Source organism: Flagellimonas meridianipacifica (genome assembly GCF_003001695.1).
Classification (GTDB): domain Bacteria; phylum Bacteroidota; class Bacteroidia; order Flavobacteriales; family Flavobacteriaceae; genus Flagellimonas; species Flagellimonas meridianipacifica.
The window spans coordinates 530280-548802 of sequence record NZ_PVYX01000002.1 but is presented as its reverse complement, the minus strand read 5'-3'; the positions used below and the strand labels follow the sequence as shown (position 1 = coordinate 548802).

Genomic DNA, 18523 nt, shown 5'->3' with positions numbered 1-18523 from the left:
TTTTGGGACATTATTTTTAAATGGATTACTGTTTCAAAACAACTTCACTGTATTTGGAGTTGATATTGATGGATTTTTTTCCGTCATCCCTAATGTAATACCCTTTGTATACGTTGGTATTATAGTTTTTTGATTTGCCAATTTCCAATACTTGCGGATACCTGATATCAGAAGTGGTCTCATTAACGTAAATGTTGAAGGGAACAGAGGGCATTTTAAAATCCACCTCCCCATTCTCGACCGAAATATCGATGGTATTGAAGCCATTGGCAACAGAATTGACATGTAACTTTCCCAGGTTGTTTTTCACCAAGGCTTTATCGACCAAATGCCCAATGACTACTTTCGAGGATACTGAGTTTAAAGAAAGTTCCTTTACCTCTTTTAAATCAACACGATCGGAATAATTGGTCCGCAATTGACCATAGTTCCATTTTTGGACCACTACTGGCGAATAGGAAACTTGAATATCGGTTCTATCCCCATCAATTGTTGAAGCAAGCAAGCTTGCGTAGGACAAGCTTGCTTTTAAGTTTTTGGTGTTTGCCGCTAATTTCACTTCACCATGACGTACGTTCATTTTTAGTTTGATTGACTTCGGCATTTTAATCTTAATGCGCTTTTTCACCTTATATTTCTTATTCTCCCCATTTGTTGAAAAATAAAATTCGTTGGAGCTACCATCATTCTGTAATCGAATTACGCGTTGAGACCTGGATTTGTTTCGTTCCTCCCTAAGCTCTTCTCTTTTCTCCCTAGCCTCTTCTCTTATGGCACGTGCCTGTTCCCTTATTTCTTCTCGTTGCTCTCTAAGTTTTGCGCGTTGTTCTTCGCGCTCCTCGGCCAACTTCTTCACCCTTTCACTCCATTCTTTATAGCGAACCTTATATTTTTTGTCAAAATTCTTATCAAATTCTTTCTTCCACTCCTCAAGATATTCATCACCCCTTTCTCTGTAAGCATCATAGTCAAAATTAATTTGGGGGATTGGTGGCATTGGGGGTAATTCTGGAATAACCAACACCTCTGGTAACTCCGGAATCTGAAGACTTTCAATTAGTGGCTCCACAAAAGCCACATGCGGTAGCACTTCCACATTATAGTTATAATCAAAGTCCCAGTCCCCATCACCGGAGTAAACGCTCCAGCTTCTTCCCTTGGTGCTAACCTCAATTTCCTTGCTGTTTCCTACAATCTGTACTACATCTTTTTTGAGGTAGTTTTCAGCTTCTTCCTCTGTAGCGCCTTCTAATTCGACCACGGCAGTAATTTCCACTTGGTTTTTGTTCCAAGTTTCAAATTCTATGTCTGCGTGACTGGTGTCAATGTCCAACACGGCATCCGGATTGACGGTGAAAGTTTCCTTGTAGGTCTTTGATTGGGTATCTTGCCCATGCAGGTACAATCCATGTACCAAGAACATGCATAGACTAAATACTATAAGACGATTCCTGTTCATTTTTTGATGATTTTAATTGATTCAACTTAGTTTTCAGTTTTTGCAACAACTGCAAGCGTAACTGTAAATTATTTATTAGGGCACTGATGGTATCATCGTTGGGACCCAACTCATTCAGTTCCTGATTTAATCTGTTGTATTCTCCATCCAATTCGGCCAGCTGTTCCATGTATGCGTCTACCAAGGCCTTGTTATCGTCATTGAATTCCAATTCTGAAAGCTGCAAATTGATGCTTGCCACATAGTAGTCTTCTATTTTCTTTAAATCCGGTGAAAGATCTCCAAGCGATATAGGAATTTCATTTTCCTTTTCAGTATTTACATTAACCACATTAGTGTCTGGTGTATCTGGGTCTTGGGCAATATTTCCTGACTGCGTAATGAAGTATATTCCCAAACCGAACAATACAACAATCGAGGCAGCCATAGAAAACCAAAACCGATAGTTTCTTTTAGTGTTAAGCGGAAGTTCTTTATCCAGTCGGTCCATAAAGCGGTCCTCATGACCCGATTTCATGGAATACTTCCTTTCCTTTCGTTCCTTTTCAAATAACTTTTTAAGATCCTGTGCCATACGCCGTATCTTTGAGCATTTCTTTTAATTGTGTCTTCCCTCTCAATAACCGAGTTCTTGACGCTGTTTCGGAAATATCCAATATTTCCGATATTTCACTATGATCATATCCTTCAACCAAAAAAAGCTGTACCACATACCTATATTTTTCAGGTAATTCTTCAATAGCTTTTTTCACATCTTCCACATTTACTTGGTCTTCAACAGTCCAATCCCCATCATCTTCTATATGAAGATATCCTTCGTTTAGTTCTACAGTTCGATGTTTTTTTGATTTCAAAAAATCAATACTACGATGCACAACTATTTTCTTTAACCAAGCACCAAAAGTCACTTCTCCCTTAAACTGGTCTATCCGCTGAAAGGCCTTGATAAAAGAATCCTGCAAAACATCTTCTGCGTCATCTTCATTTTTCAAGAAACGCATGGCAACGCAAAACATACCGTCACAGTACTGTTCGTACAGCTGCAGTTGAGCCTTTCTATTATTGGCCTTACATTGTTCTACCAGTTCAATTTGAAACATGGTCAGCTTCGATGTTGGTTTTTGGTGTTGTTCAAGTTAAGGACGATAAAAAAAACAACACGTGGCAAAATGGATTCATTTTAATTGAATTTTAACACTATTGTCTCTACCCAAAACTTTTTACCTTCGTAGTCTCATTACCTTATTGAATTGGACCGCAAACAGAACATTCCAGCCAATACAGCATCAAAAATACGGGCCTTGAGGAAGGAAGCCATTGACCCAAACAAACTTGTAGAGGGGATTTTAAAAGTGAACAAAGCCTCTTTGGGAAAAGCCATTACCTTATTGGAGAGCGCAAAACCTGAACATGTTTCGCAAGCAGATGAGATTATTGAAAAGTGTCTGCCATATGCTACAAAGAGCGTACGGATTGGTATAACGGGGGTACCGGGGGTAGGAAAAAGCACTTTTATTGAGGTGTTCGGCAAGACATTAACCAATCTGGGCAAAAAAGTGGCTGTTCTGGCCATAGATCCATCCAGTTCTTTGTCTAAAGGGAGTATTTTGGGTGATAAGACCCGAATGGAGGAACTCTCCAAAGACCCTAATGCCTTTATTCGACCTTCGCCATCCGGGGAATCTTTGGGAGGCGTTGCCCAAAAAACAAGGGAGACCATTATTCTCTGTGAGGCGGCTGGATATGATGTGATTCTGGTTGAAACCGTAGGTGTTGGACAAAGTGAAACTGTTGTCCATAGTATGGTCGACTTTTTTCTCTTACTAAAACTATCAGGGGCTGGTGATGAACTTCAAGGCATAAAAAGAGGAATTATGGAAATGGCCGATGCCATTGCCATCAATAAAGCGGACGGAAAAAATAGGGAACGTGCCAAATTGGCCCAAACGGAGTTTTCTAGGGCCCTTCATTTGTATCCACCCAAAGAAAATGATTGGATACCTAAGGTATTGGCCTGTTCTGCCACGGAAAATTCCGGTATAACCGAAATTTGGAATACTATTACGGAGTTTTTGGATAAGACGAAACGAAACGGACACTTTCGGCTTAAACGGAATCATCAGAACAAAAATTGGTTTTTGCAATCCTTGAATCAACAACTGACTCAGATTTTACAACAAAATGAAGCTTTTAAGAAAGCCAAGAAAACCATGTTGGAGGCGGTTGAAAAAAACACCGTTTCCCCTTTCAAAGCAGCCCGTGAGGTGCTTAAAATAGTCCATGACCAACTTAAATAAAAGCACTACATTTGCCCCAATTAGACCTGGCAGATGAACACGGTTACCGACTCCCTCCTATCCATAGTAGTTCCATTGTACAATGAGCAGGATAATGTGGTCCTTCTCACTGAGAAAATACACGAAAGCCTTAAGGGATACAATTATGAGATTGTTTATGTAGATGATTTTTCGACCGACAATACTAGAAAAGTCGTGAAGGAAATGAATGATGGACAAGTGCACCTGATAGAGCTCAAAAAGAACTATGGGCAAAGTCTAGCCCTTGCCGCTGGTATTGACTACGCCAAGGGGGAATATGTAATCACTATGGATGGGGATTTGCAAAATGACCCTTCGGACATTCCATCCATGCTGAACTACGCGACAACAGATGACTACGACGTAGTAACGGGTATCAGACAGAAAAGAAAGGATTCCCTGGTCAAAAAAATCCCTTCTAAGATTGCCAATTTTATGGTTCGCCGTGTTACCAAGTTAGATATTAAGGATAACGGATGCGCACTCAAAGTATTCACCAAGGATATTGCCAAGGGGCTGAACTTGTACGGAGAAATGCATCGTTTTATAACCCTTTTAGCTCATTTGGAAGGCGCCCAAATCAAACAAGTTCCAGTAAAGCATCATGCCCGTCATGCCGGGGTTTCCAAATATGGATTGGAACGGGTATTTAAGGTAGTGGCGGATATGATGCTTTTGCTCTTTATTCGTAAGTACTTCCAGCGTCCCATACACCTTTTTGGAATTTTTGGGGTTCTGCTCATAATCTTGGGTGTGTTTATCAACATATACCTCCTTATTGTCAAGCTAGGTTTTGGTGAGGATATTGGGAACAGACCCTTACTGATTTTTGGAATGATGTTCATCTTGGGAGGAATTCAATTGTTTACCATAGGTATTGTAATGGAATTACTGATTAGGACCTATTATGAATCACAACAGAAAAGACCATATCGAGTCAAAAAAATTAGCATAGGTGCCAGAGAAGCTGCGTAAAAAATTGCTTACCCTGTTGAAGATTGTCATTAGTGGGGTGCTCATCTATTTTATTTTTACCAAAATCAATTTTAAGGATGTCGTGGATACCCTAAAAACAGGGAACCCATATTACTTGGTAATTGGAACGCTGTTGGTGATTATTTCCAAGGTCATAGCAGCTTTCCGACTCAATCTTTACTTTCATCAAATTGAAGTAAAGATTACCCAAAAAAGCAATCTTAAGCTTTATTTTCTAGGTATGTTCTATAATCTCTTCCTCCCTGGAGGTATTGGTGGAGATGCGTATAAGGGGTATATTATTCAACAAGAGTTTAAATCGGGTACAAAACGCGTCGTTTCCGTTTTATTATTGGACCGTTTGAGTGGTATGCTGCTCATTTTTGTATACACCTGCGTTCTAGCAATTTTGATGAACCATGAACTGTTTCGTTCTTTCCAGATACTTTTATATCTAGCAATTCCTATTAGTGTTTTAACTTTCTGGTGGGTCAATAAACGATTTTTTGGATATACCCTTCCCATTTTTTGGAAGTCGTTGAGGTATTCTGCCATAGTCCAGCTTTCTCAGCTGGTCTGTGTGTTTTTCATTTTGGAATCGTTTAGTGTTTCACTTCAACAAACGGAGTATCTTTTGGTTTTTCTTATTTCATCCATTGTTTCCGTGATTCCCTTAACCATTGGGGGGATTGGGAGTAGAGAAGTGACTTTCTTGTATGGCGCTACATGGCTCGGATTGAATGAAGAGATTTCTATTGGGGTAAGCTTTGTATTCTTTTTGATGACTGCCCTAATCTCCTTTTTTGGTATTGCATACCATTTTAAGAAACCAAAGCTTGAAGTTTTAAAATATTAATCCAAATAAACCAAGTGCATTTGGTTGAGTACTTTCTGACGGGTATGAGGATTTAAGAATTTAAGCTGAAGACGCGTAATTCTAAACTGGTCCACCGAAATCTTCTCATGCCAGTGAAAACCCTTGTTTTCGAGAAGTTCCAATTCCTCATCGTTTGCATACACCCAAACCTCATGCTTGGTCATTAATTCATCAATAGTGACTATTTGAACCGGTTTTCTATTGTAGAAATCGAGTGACCAAGTAAATCGTTCAGAGACCTTGTACACCTTATCAACTGGTATTTTTTGCTCCTTAATTCTTTCCGCCATGGTAGATCCGCCTTGGTATTTTAATAATTCAGGATAAAAATGCGTATTCATTACCCCATTTAAAAGTAATGAGCTATACACGGAAAGAGTAATGATTCGCATGTAATATGCCTCTCGTTTTAGGCAGAAATAGGTAATCAATCCTAAGAGGGCAATCAGGATGATATAGTTGTAGATTTTATCAAACTTGAAAAAATGGAAGCACACCAAAAGTGCGAAAATGAACACCAAACTCAATATAAAGTATTGAATGCCCAAAATTACCTTGATAGATATATTTTTTGAAAATCTGTACAAACTGTGAAGGTATGAAGCCGACAAAATAGAATAAAGCGGAATCAAAATATTCATATAATGCGGCAGCTTAAACTGAGCGAAGCTTATGATAAAAAACAAGATGGTGATTCCTCCCAAGGTAACAAATTCATATTGGGGCAAATACCTAAAACGTAACTTGATGAAAGTCTTTACCCTTCTCCAATAGGCTATGAGCGCCAATACTGTCCAAGGAAGAAACACCCAAAGAAAAGTGTGGAAAAAGAAAAAGAAGTCGCTGCTGTTTTTTCCATGCCCTTGACCACTTAGTCTTTCAAAACTCTGTTCCCAAAAGATGAAGAAAATCCCACTTCTATCGGATTTGCCGCGTATGATTTTTTCTGGATGTAAATCAAATTGTTGATAGTAGGCATAGAGCATTGGAGAAATGGTCAACCCAAAAACCAGGAGGGCTAGAATCAATTTCCAACTCAACAGACTTTTCCATTTTCGGGTATAAATCAAATGGCATAACACTGATATTCCTATAACCAATAATGCAATTTGGCCTTTGGTTGAAAAGGCCATCCCTGCACCAAATGCACCTAGTACAACACCCCAGAGACTTCCTTTTTCAATATATTTTACCAACTGCCAAATAGAAAAGATGGTAAATCCAGTCAATACTGCATCGGTCCTTACATCAATATTGGAAAGAACAATGGTTTGCGCGGTCATAAAAATTAGTGCAGAAAACTTCCCAATGTCCTTGTTATAAAAAAGCTTTCCTAAACCATAACAACTATATGCCCCCAACAAAGTAGCTAAAATAGCAGGAATTCTATATGCCCAATCATGTATGCCAAAAATCTTAAATGAAAGTGCCGCTAACCAATAATGCATATGGGGCTTATCCAAATATTCCTGGGTTCCTTTGAAAAGATTGGTAAAGTCATTTTCCTGCACCATTCGCATGGCCATAACGGCGAATTGAGCAGAGTCGTTTTCAAAAAGAGTGACAAACATACCGGCGATGTAGACAGCAATCACAAGACCTACTAAAAACCAGTATCTTACCGAAGAAATCATGTCCCAAATTTTTGGAATGCAAATATAGATAACTTGGCAAACAACCAGCCGAAAAGAATACCTATAAAACTACCAGTAATGACATCCAAGGGAAAGTGAACTCCAATATATATTCTACTATAGGCAACTAAAGAGGCCCATAAAAACAAAAAGAATCCTATTTTCTTTAAGTTGGGCTTGAGCATTACCGTAAAAAACGAAGCCAGAGCCATGCTGTTTGCCGCGTGTGCAGAAAAGTAACCAAATTTACCTCCACAGGATTTTTTTACCAATCTGGCCAACATGTTTACCTCTTCATCATGACATGGGCGTAGGCGCGCAACACCATATTTAAAAAAATTTGCCAATTGGTCTGTTGCTGTAATCAATAAGCCTACAAATAGAAGTACTATTAAGGTTCGCTTAAAGCCAAGATATCGATATGTAAAAAATAGCAAGGCAGCATATAGTGGAATAGAGCTTAATTTATCGGTAATAAACAACCAAAAGCCATCCCAAGTTTCGGTTCCTAGTCCATTGAGGAAAAGGAAGAGTTCTTTATCCCATTGAACCAATGTGTCAATCATGCCTAGTCTTCGTATCTGGAAACTTCCCTATCATAAAATGCGGTTGCAGCCTCAATAAGACTTTCCGTCTCATTGGCCAATTCTTCCTCATCTTCCTTCGAAAATTCCTCGAACCACTCAACCTCGTCATTCTCAAGGTTGATAATGAATCTAGGATATTCGGTATGCACAATAAAAATAGAAGAAGGATGGTCCGTGTTATCAGCTAAAAGAAACTTGGGTATTTCCATTGTTTAGAAAAGTAATACAACTGTTATTGAGTCTGTTTTGAAATCAACTTGTTTGTGAGATAATTGAATCGAATATACAACATTACCGCTGAAGCCGTAAGTCCAAGCAAAAGGCCCATCCAAATCCCTGAGCTTTTGTATTCCGTGAACAATCCAAAATAGTAGGAAACAGGAAAACCTATGAGCCAATATGCGATGAAGGTAATAAGCGTTGGTATTTTGACGTCTTGAATTCCGCGAAGTGCACCCAGAACCACAACTTGTATGCCATCGGATATTTGAAAAAAGGCTGCAATCAGCAATAGTTTGGCTGCAATTGCAATCACCTTGGTATTGTCAGTCAAGTTTATGGCATCATCAACATCCAAATACAACGTAGGCAACCAATGTCGTCCAATAAGAAAAAGTGCAGCAAAAACAATTTCCAATAGCAGAGTCAATACGAATATGGACTCTCCTATTCGCTTCAAATCTCTAAAGTTTTTCAGCCCTTTCTGATTACCCACTCGCACCATGGCTGCAACACCAAGCCCCATGCCCACCATAAAGGTCATACTGCTCAAATTCAAAGCAATTTGGTTGGAAGCCTGAGCATTCTTACCAAGTACTCCACTTAGCCAAATAGCCGCGGTAAAGATGGCAACCTCAAAAAACATTTGAAGGGCCGAAGGAAAACCAAGTCCTATTATTTTATTGATGACGGCCCTTTCAATCTTCCTAAAGTTAAAATTGGTCACAAATGGTTCAAATTGCTTCTTTCGTCGAAGTAAATAATAAATATATCCCACCATAATGAATCGGGAGGCCAACGTTCCAATTGCCGCTCCCACAATGCCCAACTTTGGAAAACCAAAGGACCCAAAAATCAACAAATAGTTTATGGTAATGTTGACCACATTGGCCAGAATAGTAGCGTACATGGGGTATTTGGTCTGAGACATACCTTCCGAAAACTGCTTAAAGGCTTGAAACATAATCAAAGGAACCAAGGAAAATGCTACCAATTCAAGGTAGGGAATGGCCAATTCCACCACTTCTTCAGGTTGTTTCATACTGTGCAACAAAGGTTTACACAACAGGATAATTCCGAACAGGGAAACACCCAATAAGGTGCAAAGCACAAGCCCATGCTTTAAAGCACTTTTGCCATCGGTACGATTATTTGCTCCATCGGCTTCTGCCACCAAAGGTGTGATAGCGGTAGAAAAACCTATTCCCAATGACATGGCAATAAACACGAAACTATTTCCCAAAGAAACTGCAGCCAGTTCTGCAGTACCCAACTGCCCCACCATAATATTATCGGCAAAGGCAACAAAAGTATGCCCCAACATACCCAAAATTACGGGATAAGCCAGTTGCAAATTATATCTGAATTCTCTGGTATATTGGTTGAACAAGTTGAAAAATTAGAGGGCCTCAAAGATAGTTGGATTCTGATGCAAAAATGAGTCTGATTTCAACATTTTATGCACAAGAATATGTGGGGAAAATTTACAGGCTCTTTGCTTGTTCCCAGAACACATCCATCTCAGCAAGCGACATGTCCTTTAGCGCTTTTCCAGAAGCCTTAGCCTGTTTTTCGAGATATTGGAAACGTTTTATGAACTTTTTGTTCGTTCTTTCCAAGGCATTCTCAGGATTTACATTTAAAAATCGAGCATAGTTGATCATTGAAAAAAGAACATCACCAAATTCTGCTTCCAGTCTGTCTGGGTTTTGGTTCTTTACTTCCTCCTGAAATTCGGACAATTCTTCTTTTACCTTTTCAAAAACTTGCGCTGGTTCTTCCCAGTCAAATCCCACTCCAGCCACCTTTTCTTGAATCCTATTGGCTTTTACCAATGCTGGTAAGCTGTCTGGAACACCCTCCAAAACACTTTTCTTACCTTCCTTCAATTTGATGTTCTCCCAATTCTGCTTAACCTCATCCTCATTTTCAACTTTGATATCACCATAAATATGTGGATGGCGGTTTATAAGCTTTTCGCTTATCCCATGAGCCACATCAGCAATATCAAAATCTTTGGTTTCAGAACCTATTTTTGAGTAGAAAATGATGTGCAAGAGTAAATCTCCCAATTCTTTTTTGACTTCATCCAGGTCGTTCTCCAAAATGGCATCACCAAGTTCATAGGTTTCCTCGATGGTCAAATGTCTTAAAGATTGCATGGTTTGTTTCTTGTCCCAAGGGCATTGCTCCCTTAGTTCATCCATAATGCTTAGCAATCTATCAAGGGCTTCCAGTTGTTTTTTTCGGGAGTGCATAAGAGATTTAAATTTTAAATAAAAGTACGAAGACTAAAAGCTAGCAAATACTATATTTTTGAGTTATTTTGTCATGCTATCAACGACTTTTCAACACAACCTGACAATATGAGGCGCTTTCTTGTTTACATTCTTATTTTTTCAATTTCTTTGTGGTTTCCTAATTCTGAGCTTATGGCCCAAGAAAAAACGATAGACCAAAAAGTAGAATCCCTATTACAGCAAATGACCTTAGAGGAAAAGGTAGGACAAATGAACCAATACAATGGTTTTTGGGATGCTACCGGACCAGCACCTCAAGGCGGGAACGCAGCTATTAAATATGAGCATTTAAAAAAAGGTTGGGTTGGCTCCATGTTAAATGTAACAGGAACTGAAGAAACCAGAAAGTTGCAAAAATTGGTTGTTGAAGAATCAAGATTGGGTATTCCGCTCCTTTTTGGATTTGATGTAATCCACGGGTATAAAACACTGGCGCCAATTCCCTTGGCAGAAGCGGCAAGCTGGGATATGGAAGCCATTGAAAAATCGGCAAGAATTGCAGCAGAGGAAGCTTCAGCTGTTGGGCTTCACTGGACCTTTGCTCCCATGGTTGATATTTCAAGAGACCCGAGATGGGGGCGTGTAATGGAAGGCGGTGGTGAAGACACTTTTCTTGGATCTCAAATTGCCAAGGCGCGGGTAAACGGTTTTCAAGGCGATGACCTTTCCCAACACAACACCATAGCTGCTTGTGCCAAGCATTTTGCAGCCTATGGATTTGCAGAGGCTGGAAAAGAATACAACACGGTTGATATTGGTACTTCTACCCTATTCAATACCGTCTTACCTACATTTAAGGCAGCGGTGGACGCTGATGTCAAAACCGTGATGAACGGATTTAACATCCTTAATGGTATTCCTGTTACTGGAGATGTTTTTCTACAACGTGATGTTCTTAAGGGAAAATGGGGATTTGAAGGCTTTGTGATTTCCGACTGGGCTTCTATTGCCGAAATGGCACCACATGGTTTCGCAAAAGATTTAAAACATACTGCTGAATTAGGTGTCAAAGCTGGTTCGGATATGGACATGGAATCTTCATCTTATGTCAATCATTTGGTTCAAAACGTACAAGAAGGAAAGGTAGACGAAGCTTTGGTCGATGATGCAGTGCGAAGAATTCTGAAAGTAAAGTTTGAACTAGGTCTTTTTGATGACCCCTACAAGTACTGCAATTCCGAGCGCGAAAAAGAAGAGCTCTACCATGAAGATCACAGGGCAGGTGTTTTGGAAATGGCCATGAAGTCCATTGTCCTTCTTAAAAATGAAAACAATTTGCTGCCATTGGCAAAAGATCAGGCCAACATTGCGGTTATAGGTGAGCTCGCGGATGATAAAAACAGTCCTCTAGGTAGTTGGCGCATAGGGTCTGATGACAATACGGCGGTCTCCTTTTTAGAAGGATTGAAGAGTTATACCAATAATGTTACCTACGCTTCTGGACCTAAAGTGTTCAATAAGGACGCTAATTTTTTGAATGAAGTTCAAGTAAATGAGTCTGACACTTCCGGAATGGAAGAAGCTGTGACCTTAGCCAAGGAATCAGATGTTGTTCTCATGGTACTTGGCGAACATGGATTCCAAAGTGGTGAAGCAAGAAGTAGAACAAACCTCAACTTACCTGGACTCCAACTGGATTTATTAAAAGCGGTTTACGAGGTTAATCAAAATGTTGTTCTCGTTTTGATGAATGGTCGCCCACTTACTATTGAATGGGAAGCTGAAAACGTGCCGGCAATTTTAGAAACATGGCAACTTGGAACAGAAACAGGAAATGCTATTGCCAAAGTGCTCTTTGGAGATTATAACCCTAGCGGGAAACTGCCCATGACCTTTCCAAGAAGCATTGGACAGATTCCTATCTATTATAATCATTTCAGTACTGGAAGACCCGACCCTCAGCCCAACGTGTTCTGGGCACATTATAGCGATGAACAAAATTCTCCTCTTTATCCTTTTGGATATGGCTTGAGCTATACCCAATTTGAGTACAGTGAATTGAAGATAGATGCTTCAGATCAAAGTGCCATAAAGGTCAGTGCGACTATAAAAAATACAGGAAGTGTTGCTGGTGAGGAGGTTGTGCAACTTTATATAAGAGATAAAGTGGCCAGCGTGACCCGTCCAATAAAGGAGTTAAAAGGATTCAAAAAGATTAGTTTACAACCTGGAGAATCTAAAGTAGTGGAGTTTGTTTTAACCGATGCTGAACTTGGATTTTATAATCATAATTATGATTTTGTAGTAGAACCCGGTGAGTTTGAAGTGATGATGGGAACAAACTCTCAAGAAGTACTTAGTCAGACCTTTGAAAAACAGTAATATTTTGAAGCAAATCCTATACCACCTTTCTTTTCTAATGTTTCTATTTATCTGCATTGGAACCTCCTATGGACAAGGCTCATTGCCCTTTTATGGAGAGGTAAAGGAAATTCAAGAAAGAATGGATACGATTTGGGACAGGTCCAAACCCTCTATTCTGTTTACAGGAAGTTCCAGTGTTCGGTTATGGAAAGATTTACAAGAACGTTTTCCAGAAAATCAAGTTTTGAATACAGGTTTTGGAGGCTCACAAACTTCTGACTTGGCCAACTTTCTAAATGAGCTTATTCTTGATTACAATCCAAGTAAAGTATTCATTTATGAAGGAGACAACGACATTTTCGCAAAAAAAAGACCGAAAAAAATCATTGGAACTTTTGTACAAGTTTTAGATACGCTTCAACAACAGAGACCAGACATGGAAATTGTATTGATTTCTGCAAAACCTAGTATATCCCGCTGGAAGTTTAGGTCAAGATATAGACGTCTCAACCGAAAACTTAAAGCCTTGGCATCTGAAAGAAGTAAGATTTCCTATGCTGATGTATGGTCAGTAATGCTGAACAAAAGAAAACTAAAAAGAGATTTGTTCATTGAAGACGGTCTTCATATGAATTCTAAGGGATATGATCTTTGGGAAGAAGCCCTAAAGGATTTTGTTACCTTAGGGAAATGAAACCTTATTTCTACCCCTTACTTATTTTTCTTCTTTTGGTTTTCTGTTCTTCATGCGAAAAACAGAAAGAGAAGATTAATTTCCCCAAAACAGACCTTGGTCAATCTGCCTTAATTCCCAAACCATTAAACATCCAAGCATCTTACAATGCCTTTGGGTTAGGAAAAAATACTGTCATCTATACGGATAAACAGGATACATTGTATTCCAAAGTAGGTCAGTTTTTATCCAAAAAGATTCAGTTTAGAACTACGCTCTCTCTTCCCTTGAATGCATCAACTGAACCCGAAAACCAAGATGCTCCCGAAAACTCAATTTTCATTCTGGAATCAAAGAACACTGCGTTATCTGCATCAGAATCCTACGAGTTGGAAATCAAACAAGATTCCATCTTAATTCAAGCCCCAACACCTGAAGCAGCATTTAGAGGTGTTCAAACCCTATTGCAGCTTATTCCAGAAAAGAGTAATGATACCCTCACAAATTCATCTTTATGGGTAATACCAGCTGGAAAAATTACGGATAGACCAACCTTCGGATATCGTGGAACTATGTTGGATGTGGCACGTCACTTCTTTACTGTTGAAGAAGTAAAAAAGTACATTGACCTTATTGCCTACTACAAATTGAATGTACTCCATTTGCACCTGACCGATGACCAAGGTTGGCGGATTGAAGTGAAATCATGGCCAAAACTTACAGAAATTGGTGGGAAAACAGAAGTTGGTGGGGAAGCTGGAGGGTTTTATACCCAATCTGACTATCAAGAAATCGTGGAATATGCTGCCGAGCGTTTTATTACCATCATTCCTGAAATTGATATGCCAGGACACACCAATGCAGCTAGTTTAAGTTATCCGTTTTTGGACGGAACTGGAAAGCCTTTAAAGTCCTATACTGGCACTCGGGTAGGTTTTAGCTCTTTCAACACCAGAAAAGATACGGTCTATTCATTTTTGGATGATGTGATTCGAGAACTGGCTGCCATCACTCCTGGGCCATATATTCATATTGGGGGCGATGAAAGCTTTGTTACCAAGAAAAAGGATTATAAATATTTTGTAGAGCGTGTTGAAGGCATTGTGCAAAAACATGGTAAAAATATGATTGGTTGGGACGAGATTGTCGAAGCTGACATTAGCCCGAAGACTATTGCGCAGCATTGGAGAACAGAAGAAAATGCTTTGAAAGCTGCAGAAAAGGGAAATAAGGTTATTCTTTCACCTGCTAAAAAGGCCTATTTGGATATGAAATATGATTCTTTGTCAAAACATGGATTGGACTGGGCAGGTCATATTACTGTAGATTCCGCATACATTTGGAATCCATCAACTTTTGTAAAAGACCTTCCCACAGAAAGTATTCTGGGCATTGAAGCACCCTTGTGGTCCGAAACCATTAGTAATTCATCAGAAATGGAATATTTGGCGTTTCCTAGAGTTATTGGATATGCAGAATTGGGTTGGTCCACACCGGAGAATCGCAATTGGGAGGATTATAAAACGAGACTTGCAAGACAGCTCCATTTCCTAGAAAAGAATAATGTAAATTTTTATCGCAGTCCCCTTATCGAGTGGTGAAGAACGTTCTTATTCTTCTTCAGAATGAACATCTTCAGTATCTCCTTCAGAGAAATTGGTAATACCATTATCCAAAAGTATATTATACCACTGGACAATCTTTTTGATATCACTGGCATATACACGGTCCTCATCATAGTTTGGTAAGATTTCAAAGAAATACTCCTCCAACTGAATCTTTTCGGCCTTATGACTTATGGATGTCTTTTTTCCTTGTTCTTTTTCCTTTATCTTCTGAAAAACCTGTCTAAGCGGGATTTCTTCTTCCAAGGTATATATCGCAATTTCAGAGAGCACGCTAACATTATTTCGCATTCCCACACTTACTCTCTTTCCATCCAACAGAGATTCGCCAACAAATCCTGTTCTAGTTTGGGTCAGAAGCTTAAATAAACCTGGTTTTCCTCCAATGGATAAAATCTTGTCCAGAGCCATATTTTATTTTTTATGCGCGCAAAATTATACTTTTCTTGAGTACTAGAATGACCTATCTGCTTTTTTTAAGATTTGGAAAACGCATTTTGTAGTCCACTTTGATTTTTCCTTTGGATATTTTATCCAACCTACTTTTCAAAAGTCGTTTTTTGAGAGAAGAAAGTTTATCCGTGAAAAGGATACCTTCAATGTGGTCGTATTCATGCTGAATAACACGGGCCAATAGACCATCATAAGTTTCCGTATGCGAATTGAAATCCTCGTCCAAATAAGTGATGGTAATAGTCGGTTTCCTTTTTACATCTTCCCTCACATCCGGAATACTCAAGCAACCTTCATTAAAATCCCACTCTTCTCCTTCTTCTTCCTCGATGTTGGCATTAATAAAAACTTTTTTAAAACCGTTCAAGGCTTTTTGTTCTTCGGGAGATAAATCTTCGTCATCAGAAAACGGGGTAGTATCCACTAAAAACAAACGAATGGGCAGGCCAACTTGTGGTGCTGCCAGACCAACCCCATGGGCATTGTACATCGTGTCCCACATATTATCAATAAGCTCACTAAGCTTGGGATAATCAGCATCTATTTGTTTAGCTTGTTTTCTAAGAACAGGTTCTCCGTAAGCAACTATAGGTAAAATCATACTATACTTTTCTTTCTAAATAGGCTTGTAAAATTAGCGTTGCACTAATTTCATCTACCAAACCTTTCTCTCTTCTTTTGCTTTTTTTTATTCCGCTGTCCACTAAGGATTGAAAGGCTATTTTGGAAGTGAATCTTTCATCTTGTCTCTCAACAGGGATATCGGGGAACTGCTTTTTAAGCTTGTCCAAAAACGCTTGAATCATTGTTTCTGATTCCGAAGGCGTATTGTCCATTTGTTTGGGAAGTCCCATCACAAAAAGCTCTACCTTCTCCTTTACAATATAATTCTGCAAAAAGGAAATCAAGTCTTTCGTTTCCACTGTGGTCAATCCAGATGCGATTATCTGCATTTCATCAGTAACGGCAATTCCCGTACGAACTTTTCCATAGTCAAGGGCCAAAATTCGAGCCAAACCGTAAAATTTTGCCAAAAATAACCCTAAAAATGTTATGAGCTTAAAATGGTTAAGAATATTACCTTTTACACAATTATATTTGCCAAAATTTTTGACATGACCGAATTAAGAGCACTGATAGAAAATGCATGGGAGAATAGAGAACTTTTGAAAGAATCAATAACCCAAAATGCAATACGGGAAGTTATTAACCTGATTGACTTAGGGCAACTACGTTGTGCTGAGCCTAATGGTGATTCCTGGCAAATTAACGAGTGGGTCAAAAAAGCGGTCGTGCTATATTTTCCAATTCAAAAAATGGAGGTGTTGGAAGCAGGAATTTTTGAGTATCATGACAAAATTCCTTTAAAAAAAGGGTATCAAGAGAAAGGTATTCGTGTGGTTCCACATGCCGTTGCAAGACATGGAGCTTACATCTCATCCGGTACAATACTCATGCCCAGTTATGTAAACATTGGTGCATATGTTGATGAAGGCACTATGGTTGATACATGGGCCACAGTAGGAAGCTGTGCTCAAATAGGCAAAAATGTTCACTTAAGCGGCGGTGTAGGAATTGGCGGTGTGTTAGAACCTCTTCAGGCTGCGCCAGTAATCATAGAAGACAATGCTTTCATTGGCTCACGTTGCATTGTAGTGGAAGGAGTAAGAGTAGAGAAAGAAGCAGTTTTGGGAGCAAACGTAGTACTAACTGCTTCTACAAAGATTATTGACGTTACTGATGGTGAACCTGTCGAAATTAAAGGTAGGGTGCCCGCACGTTCCGTTGTCATTCCAGGAAGCTATACAAAAGCCTTTCCAGCCGGTGAGTACCAAGTACCTTGCGCACTGATTATTGGCAAGCGCAAAGAAAGTACGGACAAGAAAACATCTCTTAATAATGCGTTGCGCGAGCATGATGTAGCCGTTTAAATAATCTAGTTTATCTGTTTTCATTTTTGATACTTTTGCAGTTTCGTACTTAGCTTTCCGCATTTTTTTGATAAAAAGAAGCAACCTATTGACTTTTCGATTATCTTAAAAATAACAACCTAAAATGTTAAAATTTTGCGAAAAAGTAGGGTTTAAGCATTCCGAATTGTTTTGTAAGAAAATAACCTCACAAACAATTTTTACCCCATTTTTTTGTTATAGTTTTGTAAACATTAGAGCGAACACCAATAAATTATGGCAACATTAGCCAATTCAAAACTCTCTGCCCTTGTCATAACCTATAACGAAATAGGATACATTGAAAGATGTTTGGAATCCATTTCGTTTGCTGATGAGATTTTAGTGGTTGATTCTTACAGTACCGACGGTACTTACGAATATCTACTAAAACATCCTAAAGTCAAGGTTTTACAACATCCATTTGAAAATTTTACTGCTCAAAAGTCTTATGCATTGAGCCAATCCACTCATGATTGGACACTTTTTGTGGATGCTGACGAAGTGGTTACACCAGCTTTAAGGAAAGAAATACAACAAACTATACGAAAACCAAATGCTTGTGAAGCATATTGGTTTTACAGAAAATTCATGTTTAAGAATCAACCCCTTAGATTCAGCGGTTGGCAAACAGACAAGAACCATAGGCTTTTCAGAAAGAGCAAGGCAAAGTATACTGATAAAAAAATTGTTCATGAAACCCTTGAAGTAGATGGAAAATCAGGTATTCTAAAAAACCGGTTAACACATTATTGCTTCAAAAACTATCAGGACTACAAAGGAAAAATGCTTAGATATGGTGGTTTACGTGCTCAAGAAGAGTTTTTAAAAGGTAAGTCTTTTAACTATTTTAAGTTATGGGCAAAACCAACGTGGAGATTTTTGTACAATTACATTGTAAGGCTCGGAGTATTGGATATGGAAAGGGGAGTCCAGATTTGTTGGTTGAATGCCCTTAGTGTACATGAACGTTATAGAATGCTGCACATTATGAAAACCCGAACCGTATATCAGACCAAGACGTTACCAAACTTTAACCAAAAAACTAAATCAATCAATACGAAACCTAACAAAAAAGTCTCTTTACTGGCTTCATAGTATATTTTATCTCTGCAGTTGTTTATAGTCTAAGGGTATGAGTTTTTCGACC

19 protein-coding genes are annotated in these 18523 nt (G+C 38.9%); 8 read left to right on the top strand and 11 right to left on the bottom strand.

The genetic code is table 11. The features are described from left to right. Positions 1-25: 25 nt before the first annotated feature. The 3 genes from CLV81_RS12405 to CLV81_RS12395 are packed head-to-tail and all read right to left on the bottom strand — an operon-like array spanning position 26 to position 2559. Complete coding sequence (locus tag CLV81_RS12405) at positions 26-1459, bottom strand: hypothetical protein (RefSeq protein ID WP_146129895.1); 1434 nt, start codon at positions 1457-1459, stop codon at positions 26-28. Further along, a complete protein-coding gene (locus CLV81_RS12400; protein WP_106145437.1) occupies positions 1431-2033 on the bottom strand; it encodes a hypothetical protein in 603 nt (200 codons plus the stop codon). Before CLV81_RS12400 ends, CLV81_RS12405 begins: the two co-directional genes overlap by 29 nt. Further along, positions 2017-2559, bottom strand: coding sequence for an RNA polymerase sigma factor (locus CLV81_RS12395; RefSeq protein WP_106145436.1), 543 nt, complete (start codon positions 2557-2559; stop codon positions 2017-2019). Before CLV81_RS12395 ends, CLV81_RS12400 begins: the two co-directional genes overlap by 17 nt. 150 nt (positions 2560-2709) lie before the next feature. Here CLV81_RS12395 and meaB point away from each other — a divergent pair, with 150 nt between their 5' ends. The 3 genes from meaB to CLV81_RS12380 are packed head-to-tail and all read left to right on the top strand — an operon-like array spanning position 2710 to position 5608. After that, complete coding sequence (gene meaB / locus CLV81_RS12390) at positions 2710-3756, top strand: methylmalonyl Co-A mutase-associated GTPase MeaB (RefSeq protein ID WP_106145435.1); 1047 nt, start codon at positions 2710-2712, stop codon at positions 3754-3756. A 33-nt stretch (positions 3757-3789) separates the two neighbouring features. Then, a complete protein-coding gene (locus CLV81_RS12385) occupies positions 3790-4752 on the top strand; it encodes a glycosyltransferase family 2 protein (protein WP_106145434.1) in 963 nt (320 codons plus the stop codon). Next, the gene (locus CLV81_RS12380; RefSeq protein WP_106145433.1) at positions 4733-5608 is read left to right on the top strand and encodes a lysylphosphatidylglycerol synthase transmembrane domain-containing protein; all 876 of its coding nucleotides are present in this window, start codon (positions 4733-4735) and stop codon (positions 5606-5608) included. The genes CLV81_RS12385 and CLV81_RS12380 overlap by 20 nt, the downstream gene beginning before the upstream one ends. Here CLV81_RS12380 and CLV81_RS12375 read toward each other — a convergent pair. The 5 genes from CLV81_RS12375 to mazG form a co-directional block, all read right to left on the bottom strand. Further along, positions 5605-7263, bottom strand: a complete 1659-nt coding sequence (locus CLV81_RS12375; RefSeq protein WP_106145432.1) for an ArnT family glycosyltransferase — start codon at positions 7261-7263, stop codon at positions 5605-5607. The two genes, CLV81_RS12380 and CLV81_RS12375, sit on opposite strands and share 4 nt — an antisense overlap. After that, positions 7260-7829, bottom strand: coding sequence for a phosphatase PAP2 family protein (locus CLV81_RS12370; RefSeq protein ID WP_106145431.1), 570 nt, complete (start codon positions 7827-7829; stop codon positions 7260-7262). The genes CLV81_RS12375 and CLV81_RS12370 overlap by 4 nt, the downstream gene beginning before the upstream one ends. 2 nt (positions 7830-7831) lie before the next feature. Beyond that, entirely contained in the window at positions 7832-8059 is a 228-nt protein-coding gene (locus CLV81_RS12365) for a hypothetical protein (RefSeq protein ID WP_106145430.1), read from the bottom strand. A gap of 23 nt (positions 8060-8082) precedes the next feature. Beyond that, positions 8083-9459 (bottom strand): MATE family efflux transporter, encoded by a 1377-nt coding sequence (locus CLV81_RS12360; protein ID WP_106145429.1) that lies wholly within the window; start codon positions 9457-9459, stop codon positions 8083-8085. Between the two features lie 94 nt (positions 9460-9553). Further along, entirely contained in the window at positions 9554-10327 is a 774-nt protein-coding gene (gene mazG / locus CLV81_RS12355; RefSeq protein ID WP_106145428.1) for a nucleoside triphosphate pyrophosphohydrolase, read from the bottom strand. 174 nt (positions 10328-10501) lie between these two features. Between mazG and bglX the strand changes: the two genes are divergently transcribed. Genes bglX through CLV81_RS12340 form a run of 3 tightly spaced genes read left to right on the top strand, consistent with a single transcriptional unit; the run spans position 10502 to position 14947 of the window. Then, a complete protein-coding gene (gene bglX, locus CLV81_RS12350) occupies positions 10502-12691 on the top strand; it encodes a beta-glucosidase BglX (RefSeq protein WP_245912005.1) in 2190 nt (729 codons plus the stop codon). A 4-nt stretch (positions 12692-12695) separates the two neighbouring features. After that, a complete protein-coding gene (locus tag CLV81_RS12345; protein WP_245912004.1) occupies positions 12696-13367 on the top strand; it encodes a GDSL-type esterase/lipase family protein in 672 nt (223 codons plus the stop codon). Further along, on the top strand, positions 13364-14947 hold the full coding sequence (locus CLV81_RS12340) for a family 20 glycosylhydrolase (RefSeq protein ID WP_106145425.1): 1584 nt from the start codon (positions 13364-13366) through the stop codon (positions 14945-14947). The genes CLV81_RS12345 and CLV81_RS12340 overlap by 4 nt, the downstream gene beginning before the upstream one ends. Before the next feature lie 9 nt (positions 14948-14956). On the opposite strand, the gene CLV81_RS12335 is transcribed toward CLV81_RS12340, so the two are convergent. The 3 genes from CLV81_RS12335 to ruvX are packed head-to-tail and all read right to left on the bottom strand — an operon-like array spanning position 14957 to position 16440. Beyond that, positions 14957-15382 carry a DUF5606 family protein gene (locus tag CLV81_RS12335; RefSeq protein ID WP_106145424.1) on the bottom strand — a complete coding sequence of 142 codons (426 nt, stop codon included), beginning with the start codon at positions 15380-15382 and terminating at the stop codon, positions 14957-14959. Between the two features lie 52 nt (positions 15383-15434). Then, a complete protein-coding gene (def, locus tag CLV81_RS12330; protein ID WP_106145423.1) occupies positions 15435-16025 on the bottom strand; it encodes a peptide deformylase in 591 nt (196 codons plus the stop codon). Position 16026: 1 nt separating this feature from the next. After that, on the bottom strand, positions 16027-16440 hold the full coding sequence (gene ruvX / locus CLV81_RS12325; protein WP_106147509.1) for a Holliday junction resolvase RuvX: 414 nt from the start codon (positions 16438-16440) through the stop codon (positions 16027-16029). Positions 16441-16539: 99 nt separating this feature from the next. Here ruvX and CLV81_RS12320 point away from each other — a divergent pair, with 99 nt between their 5' ends. Together CLV81_RS12320 and CLV81_RS12315 are read left to right on the top strand one after the other, a co-directional pair. After that, entirely contained in the window at positions 16540-17355 is an 816-nt protein-coding gene (locus tag CLV81_RS12320) for a 2,3,4,5-tetrahydropyridine-2,6-dicarboxylate N-succinyltransferase (protein WP_106147507.1), read from the top strand. 255 nt (positions 17356-17610) lie between these two features. Further along, positions 17611-18471 (top strand): glycosyltransferase family 2 protein, encoded by an 861-nt coding sequence (locus CLV81_RS12315; RefSeq protein ID WP_106145422.1) that lies wholly within the window; start codon positions 17611-17613, stop codon positions 18469-18471. Positions 18472-18523: the final 52 nt, after the last annotated feature.